Origin of the sequence: Kitasatospora sp. NPDC058406, assembly GCF_042722765.1 — a bacterium.
Classification (GTDB): Bacteria; Actinomycetota; Actinomycetes; order Streptomycetales; family Streptomycetaceae; genus Kitasatospora.
Genome location: NZ_JBHXKE010000308.1, coordinates 1 through 9,119 on the forward strand (window position 1 = coordinate 1; position 9,119 = coordinate 9,119).

Annotated in this window: 3 protein-coding genes and 1 riboswitch; of the genes, 1 reads left to right on the plus strand and 2 read right to left on the minus strand. The window is 75.2% G+C overall.

Translation table 11 applies throughout. From position 1 onward, the window contains the following. Positions 1–67: 67 nt before the first annotated feature. Entirely contained in the window at positions 68–3,244 is a 3,177-nt protein-coding gene (locus ACFWOG_RS36640; RefSeq protein WP_380363731.1) for an AAA family ATPase, read from the minus strand. A 259-nt stretch (positions 3,245–3,503) separates the two neighbouring features. Further along, a riboswitch (SAM riboswitch) is annotated at positions 3,504–3,626 on the minus strand. 471 nt (positions 3,627–4,097) lie between these two features. Then, complete coding sequence (locus tag ACFWOG_RS36645) at positions 4,098–5,480, minus strand: helix-turn-helix domain-containing protein (RefSeq protein WP_380363733.1); 1,383 nt, start codon at positions 5,478–5,480, stop codon at positions 4,098–4,100. Between the two features lie 400 nt (positions 5,481–5,880). Here ACFWOG_RS36645 and ACFWOG_RS36650 point away from each other — a divergent pair, with 400 nt between their 5' ends. Continuing rightward, on the plus strand, positions 5,881–9,072 hold the full coding sequence (locus ACFWOG_RS36650) for a M28 family peptidase (protein ID WP_380363735.1): 3,192 nt from the start codon (positions 5,881–5,883) through the stop codon (positions 9,070–9,072). The last annotated feature ends 47 nt before the right edge of the window (positions 9,073–9,119 follow it).

Below are 9,119 nucleotides of genomic sequence, written 5' to 3' on the forward strand. Positions count from 1 at the left end.
GATCGTGTCCGGTACGCGGCCCGGCCGCGGGGCGGCCCACCGCCGGCGGTCGCCGGGAGCGCGGGCCTCAGCCGGCGACGAGGTCGGCCGGGCGGTTGCGCGCTCCGAGTGCGCGCACGGGTCCCTCCTCGGGGCCGCCGGCGCCCGTACCCGGACCGACCAGCTTGGCGAGGTCGACCCGGCGACGGACCCCGAGCTTGCGGTAGACCCGGGTGAGGTGCTGCTCGACGGTGGAGACGGTGATGTAGAGCTTGCGGGCGATGTCCCGGTTGGAGAGCCCGCGGGCCGCCAGTTCGGCGACCCGCCGCTCGGCCTCGGAGAGCCCGCCGGCGGCCGGTTCGCCCACCGGATCCGCGGCCGGGCGCTCGGCGGGCACGACGGCCAGCGGCGGGTTGCGCCGGAGCCGGCGGTCGGTCTGCCGGGCGCGGCCGGGGTCCCCGTCGTTCCGGTGGGCCTCGCTCAGCTCGGAGAGGGTGGCGGAGAGGTCGGCCTCGGCGCCGGCCTCCTCCAGCAGGGCGACGGAGCGCTCCAGCAGCTCGGTCCGCTCGGACCGCTCCCCCGCCGCCGCGCGGATCCGCAGGGCCAGACCGCGGACCCGCGGGTGTCCGGCCGGGCCGAGTCGCGCGAGCTGCTGGTCGGCCAGGGCCGCCGCGGTGGGGCGGTGGCCGAGAGCGAGGTACGCCCGGGCCGCACCGAGCCGCCAGGGCGCGATCGCGGGCAGGTGGTCCAGGCCCCACCGGGCCATCGCGTCACCGCAGGCGCGGTAGTCGGCGAGCGCCTCCTCGGCCCGCCCGAGGGCCAGCCGGTGGCCGGCGAGCGCGAACCGGTGGTGCAGCCCCGCGGGGGTGCGGGCCATCCCCTCGGGGGTGGGCAGCTCCAGGAAGTGGGCGGCGTCCTGGTGCAGGCCCGCCGCCGTACGGGCGGCGGCCATGGTGGCCAGGGGAAGCCCGGCCGCCACCCCCCAGGCCTCCGGCCGGACGTGGGCGAAGGCCGCCCGGCCGGCCTCGTCGGCGGCCCGCAGGTCGCCCTGGCGCAACGCCGCCTCGGCCCGCAACGCGGCCAGCAGGGCGTGCCAGTTGGCGCCGCAGCGGGCCCCGGCCCGCTCGGCGAGCGGACCGCACCAGTGCGCGGCCCGGTCGGCCCGGTCGGCGTAGAGCAGGACGGTCAGCGCGGCGGTCAGCGACTCGGTGCGGACACCGCCGAGCCGCCCGGCGCGCAGGATCAGTTCGGCCTGGACGACCGCCGTCTCCGGTGCGACCGTGCCGGCCAGCAGGGCGGCGAGCAGGCGCATGCCGTCGCCCCGGTGGTCGGCCGTCGTCGGCCGGCCCGGCTGCGGGCGGGCCGGGTTGGGCAGCAGACCCGGGTACCAGTACGCGAGCCAGTGGCGCAGGGCCTCGGCGGGGGCGGCGTTGCCGGGCTCGGCCTCGAACCGGGCGAGGGCGGCGACCCCCTGCTCGGTGCGCCCGTGCCAGAAGTGGTGGCGGACGACCTTCAGCTCGTGCCGCCGCGCGGCGGCCGCGTCGGTCACCGTGCCGGGCAGGGTGGGCACGCACTCGACGGCCGCCGTCCCGAAGGAACCGAGCACGCCGACGACGGGGCCGTGGCCCGCCTCGGGCCCGAACCCTCCGGTGCTGTGGAGCCCGTCGGCCCGGCCCGCCACCCCACGGATCGGCCCGCCCGTCGGCCCACCGGACGGGTGGCCGTGCGGGTGGCCGTGCGGGTCACGGTGCAGGTCAGCACGCAGGTCACCGCGCAGGTGACCGGAGAGGCTGCCGGACAGGTCGCCGGAGAGCCAGCCGGACAGGCCGCCCTCCGTCCCCCCGACGGGGCCGGCGTCGTCCGCGGTCCACGCCCCGCCGAAGCCGGCGGCGCTCCCGAGGGTGCTCGCGGGCACGCTTCCGACGGCGCTCGGCGTCGCACCGAAGCCCCCGGTGCTCCCGGCACCACCGACTCCACCGACCGGGCCGGCACCGCCGGTCCCGTCCAGGCCCGGCGGCCAGCCGTAGGTGCCCGCGCCGGTGCCCGCGCCGCCCCCCGTGCCCGCACCCGGTCCGGGCACCTCGCCGGAGGCACTGCCGGCAGCCGACAGCGAACTGCGCAGGTGCCCCTCCGCCACCCGTGCGTGCCCGTGCACGGTCGCGTCGGCCGCTCCGGCCGCGCGCAGCAGCCGGCCGGCCCGCTGGTGCAGGGCCGCCAGCTCGACCGGCCGCATCGCGGCCAGCAGGTCCCCGGCGGCGGTCGGATGGCGGAACCCGCCGTCCCGGAAGAGACCGGCCGCGTGCAGCAGGTAGAGCGCCCTGGGCAGCGAGTCCGGGGCCAGCAGGAGGAGTTCGGCGAGCAGGTCCGGGGTCGCGGACGCGCCGAGCACGGCGACGCCCCGAGCGTAGTGCAGCGCCAGCGGGTCGATCCGGTGCAGGCAGTGCATCAGCCCGCGCCGGTAGCCCTCGCCGACGACCAGCTCGTCCGGGACGCCGGCGGTCTCCTGGTCGCCGATCAGGCTGTGCACGAGCAGCGGGTTGCCGCCCGTCAGGGCGTGCGCCTCGACGGCCAGTCGGGCGGACGCCGCGCCGAGCCGGGCCCGGAGGAGTTCGGCGACCAGGTCGGCGGAGAGCAGGTCGAGGCGGATGTGCTGGTGGTGCGGCTGGCGGGCGAGTTCGACCTCGAAGAAGGGGTTGGACGGGGTCATGGTCTCGCGCGAGCTGAGCACCGTGAGCACACCCGCGCTGCGGGTACGGCGGACCAGGTAGAGCAGGAACTCCAGCGACTGCGGGTCGGCGTCCTGCCGGTCGTCGACGGCGATCAGGACGGGGGCGCGCTCGGCCAGCCGGCGGACCAACCGGAACAGGCCCTCCAGGGTGCGCTGGGTGAGCTGCCCCTGCGGGCCGTCCGGCAGGACCGGGCGGGCCCCCTCGGCGGCGCCCTGGGCGAGCAGCGACTCCGCCGCGGCGGCCTCCTCCGGTTCGAGGTCGGCGCCCTGGAGCAGCTGCCGGGCCAGCCCCAGCGGGAACTCCCGCTCCAGTGGCGAGCCGGTGCCGACGAGGACGTGCGCGCCGCGCTCGGCCGCGGTGTCGGTGAAGGCGTAGAGCAGGTCGCTGCGGCCGCTGCCGACCGACCCGTGCAGGACGATCACGCTTCCGGCGCCGGCCGCGCAGCGGTCGAACGCGTCGCGCAGTCTCCGGTACTCGGGCTCCCGGCCGACCGGGAGGGATCTCGACGGGTCTCGGGGCGCGGGGAAGGTGGGCATCCGTTCTCCTGGAGCAATGCGCACGGGAGGTCGGGCCGCTGGGCGCTCCTCCTCGCACGGGGTCGTGGGCGAGGGAATCGGACGGACCGACCGAGGCGGGCAGCACTGCCCGGCCGGCCGACCGGCGTCAGCGACAGAGGGAGCTGGCGCGCCGGAGCAGGTCGACGTCGAGCCTGGCCACCAGCCTGAGGCCCGCGGCGTTGCGTCCGCCCGCCCGCTGTTCCACGACCTTCTCCGTCCCCCGAGCCCAACCGGGCCATGACTGCGCTTGTGACGACGCGTCATCGGAACGCCACGTCACCCGGCTTATCCCCGGGGCACCCCACCGCAGTGTGGGGGTTGCCAGTCAGCCGGCCGGGGCCCGTGGCTGACATTCTTCGCCGGTCCGAGTCTAGGAAGGCGCCGCCGATCCCGTCAATTGCGGGAACCGCCCTCGGCGTCCACGAATCCGCCGGTCCGGACGTCGGCCGCACCGCCGCGAAACGGGGCGCAATCCGGCCGCAACACCGCTGCCACAGTGGGTCGGTGGGCGGACGGCGAGGTCCGGACCGGCGGGTTCCGCTCTGACGGTCCGTCGGTTGCCCGGGGGCCGTTCCGGGGCCCGGCCGACCGTGCGCGAAGGGCACCGGCGGCCTCACCCGGCGGGCCCGGGGGCCCGGGTGAGGCCCCTGTCGCCGGCAGGCGAGGCGGCCCGGTCGCCGCTCGGGTACGACCGGACACACGATCGGCACGATCACCCGGCCCCGCAAGGATCCCGCCACGGCCCCGCCGGTCCCGCTCCGGCGCGCGCCCTCGCCCGCCGTCCCACCCGCCGTCCCACCCGCACCGTCCCGTGCCGGCGTGCCCTCGACCCCTACCCCGCCAGCCCGTGCGCCGTCAGCCGCTCGCGCAGCCCGGCCAGTTCGTGCCGCACCAGCGCCGGCAGCCCCGCCCCGCCGGCGTCCGCCGCGAACACCGGGCCCAGCAGCTCCGCCGCCGCCCGGGGGTCGCGCGCCACCAGCAGGCAGTCCGCCACCCGGACGGTGAACAGCAACCGGGCGGAGGGCAGTTGGTCGGGCGCGAGGAGGGCGAGCGCCGTCTCGGCGGCGTCCACGGCCCGGCGCGCCAGCCGGAGGTCCCCGGCGGCGGCGGCCGCGTCGCGCAGTGCCGCGGCGGCGCCCGCCTCCACCCGCAGCCGCATCGAGGCGATGGAGAGCCAGGCCGCGTCCGTCTCGTCGTGGGCCCCGATGTGGTCGAGGTGGAGCCGCGCGCGGGCGAGGTGCCGGACGGTGGCGCGGACGTCGCCCGCCAGCGCGTAGGCGCGGGCCTGGCCGATCTGGCTCATCGCCCCCGCCCAGTGCCGGCCCGGCGCCGCCCGGGCCATCTCGCGGGCGTACCCGAGCGCGGCGGCGGGGTCGCCGTCGAGGCGGGCGAGGGCACTCATGTCGCTGAGCGCGGCGACCTGGGTGGCGGGGTCCCCGGCGAGTTCGGACCAGCTGAGGGCGCGGTCGAAGCAGGCCATCGCGGTGGCGTTGCGGCCGTCCTGCATGCGCAGGGCGCCGGCCGCGTGGGCGTACTCGGCGGCGAGCCGGGCGAGCGGGCGCCGGGTCAGGCCCGCCGGGTGGGCGGCGAGGCGCCGGAGGATGACCCGGAGGGTCTCCTCGACGGCGGCGGTGCCGGGGCCGGTGGGGGCCTCGCCGGCGCGGAGGTGGGCGGCGAGCAGGCCGGTGAGGGCGTGAACGGTGTCGGGGTCGAGGGGCGGGGCGGTCTCGGGGTCGGCGGCGCGGAAGGCGGCGTGCAGGGCGGCGAGGTCGGTGGCTTCGGGGACGGCGCAGCCGTCGGCGTCGTGCAGCGGACAGAGCAGTCCGTAGTCGGGGAGGCGCTCGGGCGGCCGGGCGGTGAGCGAGGGCGGGAGGGCGGGGCCGACGAGGGAGACGGGCGGGCCGGGGAGCGGGGGACGGGCCCAGTCGGCCGGCAGCCCGGCGCCGTCCTCCGGTTCGCCGTCCTCGGCCCGTCGGCAGGCGGTGCGCAGTTCGCCGCCGGCGGCGAGGAGGTCGTCGAGGCGGTCGGCGAGGCGCGGGCTGGTGCGGCGGGTGCCGTGTTCGAGCTTGCTGACGGCGGTGTGGTCGTAGCCGATCTCGGCGCCCAGCTGGGCCTGGGTGAGGCCCGCGCGGCGGCGCCACTGCCGCAGGCGGAGGCCGAAGGCACGCCAGAGTTCGTCCTCGGCGAGGGTCGCCGCGCCGCGGTTCCGGTGCAACGGGGCTGCCCTCCCGAGTGCGCTCCCGGGCCTTCCGGTGGGGAGGTCCGCTGAGGAGGACGGTACTGGACGGAGGACCCCTCCGTACATGACGTGGTCTCAACCACTTTTCCCCTCTGGTCTCAACCTCTCCACCAGCTGGTCTCAACCTCTGCACGTGCCCTGGCCTCCCACGCTGCCCTTCCGGACCCCAACACCGTTATCAGGTGGGCGGCTTGACAGAACTTGCCAACAGCTCGAAGTGCTCGCCGAACCCGTTGACCGTGGCATGACGGCGTGTGAGGGTTCCGGCACCCGAGCGCGGACGCCCGCAACGGCCGTCCCCCATGCGGCCCGCGGTGAGTGCCTTTCCGGCACACCCGTCCGCGGTCGAGCACCCCCACGTTCGAGGAGCCTCGTAATGAAACGCAGATTACTGACGGCGGGCACCACCCTGGCCGTCCTGGCAGGCATGCTCACCGCCACCGCGGTCGGGCAGGCCGCTGCCGACCCGGGCCCGTCGGCCATCGCGCCGCCGAGCGCGCTGACCGCAGCCGTGAACGCCGCCGACCAGGCGGCCGCGGCAGGTCTGGACGCCCTGGCCAAGGGCCCGGGCGAGACGTACGAGCGTCAGTCCGTCACCCCCTGGCTCGCCGGCCTCTACTCCGTCGCCTACGAGCGCAGCTACAAGGGCCTGCCCGTGGTCGGCGGCGACGCCGTCGTCATAGCCGACGGCGAGGGCAAGGTGCGCGGGTCGCAGTCCGCCTCCTCCGGCCCGATCGGCGTGCCGACCACCCCCCTGATCAGCGCCGACAAGGCGGAGAAGACCTCCCGCACCAAGCTGGTCACCGTCAACGGCGTGGAGACGCGCCGCCTGGTGGTCCGCGTCCAGGACGGCGCCGGGCGACTCGCCTGGGAGACCGTGCTCACCGGCCGCACCGAGTCGGCGCCGAGCCGTCTGCACGTCTTCGTCGACGCCCGCAGCGGCGAGGTCATCGACAGCTACGACGACGTCCGGGCCGGCACGATCAACAGCAAGTGGAACGGCCCGCCGCCGGTCACCATCACGACCACCGGCTCCGGCAGCTCGTACTCGCTGCGCGACCCGAGCCGGCCGGGCCTGAGCTGTGCCGACAACGCCACCGGCCAGGTGTTCTCCAAGTCCTCCGACTCCTGGGGCAACGGCAGCCCCACCAGCAAGGAGACCGGCTGCGGCGACGTGATGTTCGCGGCGCAGAAGGAATGGGACATGCTCCGGGACTGGCTGGGGCGCAACGGCCACAACGGGAACGGCGGCAGCTGGCCGGTCAAGGTCGGCCTGAACGACGTCAACGCCTACTGGGACGGCTCCTCGGTCTCGATCGGCCACAACAACGCCAACGAGTGGATCTCCTCGATCGACGTCGTCGGCCACGAGTTCGGCCACGGCATCGACCAGTTCACCCCGGGCGGCGCCAACAACGAGAACGGCCTGGGCGAGGGCACCGGCGACATCTTCGGCGCACTGACCGAGGCGTACGTCAACCAGCCCGCCCCGTACGACAACCCGGACTACACCGTCGGCGAGATGATCAACCTGGTCGGTCGCGGTCCGATCCGCAACATGGCCAACCCCTCGCTGGTCAACGGCGACCCGAACTGCTACTCCTCCTCGATCCCGAGCACCGAGGTCCACGCGGCCGCGGGCCCGCTGAACCACTGGTTCTACCTGCTCGCCGAGGGCTCCAACCCGGGTGGCGGCAAGCCCACCAGCCCGACCTGCAACAGCTCCACGATCACCGGCATCGGCATCAAGGACGCGGGCCGGATCTTCTACGGCGGCATGCTGCTCAAGACCAGCGGCATGACCTACAAGAAGTACCGGACCACCACCCTGACCGCCGCCAAGAACCTCGACTCCACCTGCAACCTGTTCAACCGCACCAAGGCGGCCTGGGACGCGGTCAGCCTCCCGGCGCAGCCCGCCGACCCGACCTGCAACGTGACCGGCCCCGAGTTCTCCCTCGCGGTGAGCCCGACCGCCGGCTCCGTCCAGCCCGGCGCGTCCACCTCGGCGACGGTCAACACCGCGGTGGTCTCGGGCAGCGCCCAGACCGTCGCCCTGACCGCCTCCGGCGCGCCGAGCGGTGCCACCGCGACGGTCAGCCCGTCCTCGGTGCAGAGCGGCTCGTCCGCCACGCTGAACATCACGACCTCCAACACCACGGCCCCCGGCACCTACGTGATCACGGTCACGGGTACCGCGGCGACCACCCACACCGCGCAGTACACGCTGACGGTCGGGAACGGCAACCCCAACCCCAACGCGCCTGACATCAGCGTCGCCAACGTCCAGGCGCACCTGAGCCAGTTCAACACCATCGCCTCGCAGAACGGCGGCAACCGCCGCACCGGCACCGCCGGGTACAGCCAGTCGCTGGCCTACGTGAAGGCCAAGCTCCAGGCGGCCGGCTACACCGTCAGCGAGCAGACCTGCTCCACCTGCACCTACACCGCCAACAACCTGATCGCCGACTGGCCGGGCGGCCCGGCCGACCAGGTCACCATGTTCGGCGCGCACCTGGACGGCGTCGCCGCCGGCCCGGGCATCAACGACAACGGCTCCGGCTCCGCCGTGCTGCTGGAGACCGCGCTGGTCCTGGCGCAGCAGAACCCGACCATGAACCGGCACGTCCGGTTCGCCTGGTGGACGGGTGAGGAGCAGGGCCTCCAGGGCTCGAAGCACTACGTCAACCAGCTGAGCTCCACCCAGCGCAGCGCGATCAAGGGCTACTACAACTTCGACATGGTCGGCTCGCCCAACGCCGGCTACTTCATCAACAACGTCAACTCCGCCACCTCGGCACCGATGAAGGCGTACTGGGACTCGCTGAACCTCCAGCCGGAGGAGAACGTCGAGGGCCAGGGCCGGTCGGACGACGCCTCGTTCCAGTCGGCGGGCATCCCGACCTCCGGCTACGCGGCCGGCGCCAGCGCCACCAAGACCTCGGCCCAGGCGGCCAAGTGGGGCGGCACCGCGAACCGCGCGTACGACTCCTGCTACCACTCGGCGTGCGACACCACCAGCAACATCAACGCCACCGTGCTGGACCGCAGCGCCGACGGCGTCGCGTACACCCTGTGGAAGACCTCGGTCGGCACCGGCCCCATCCCGACCAACGACTTCTCCATCGGGGTGAACCCGGGCTCCGGCACGGTCAAGCCGGGTGAGTCGACCAACGCGTCGGTCTCCACCCAGACCACCTCCGGCTCGGCCCAGACGGTGAACCTCACCGTCGCCGGCGCCCCGACCGGTGTGACGACCTCGGTCAGCCCCTCCTCGGTGCAGTCCGGCGGCTCGGCCACGCTGAACATCTCGGTCGGCTCCTCCGTCCCGGCCGGGACCTACAACCTGACCGTGACGGGTACCGGCTCGGTCAGCCACTCCACCTCCTACTCGCTGGTGGTCGGCACCGACCCGGGGCCGGGCAACGGCACCTGGGCGGCCGGCACCACCTACCAGGCGGGTGACACCGTGACCTTCAACGGTCTCAGCTACCGGTGCCTCCAGGGCCACACGGCCCAGGTGGGCTGGGAGCCTCCGATCGTCCCGGCCCTCTGGCAGCGGATCTGAGCGGACCGGATCCGTTTCCGGGACGGGACACAGGCGGTGCCGCGGTT

Coding starts and splice junctions, on each gene's coding strand:
- ACFWOG_RS36640 (WP_380363731.1), bottom strand. CDS start 3,244: ATGCCCACCTTCCCCGCGCCCCGAGACCCGTCGAGATCCCTCCCGGTC.
- ACFWOG_RS36650 (WP_380363735.1), top strand. CDS start 5,881: ATGAAACGCAGATTACTGACGGCGGGCACCACCCTGGCCGTCCTGGCA.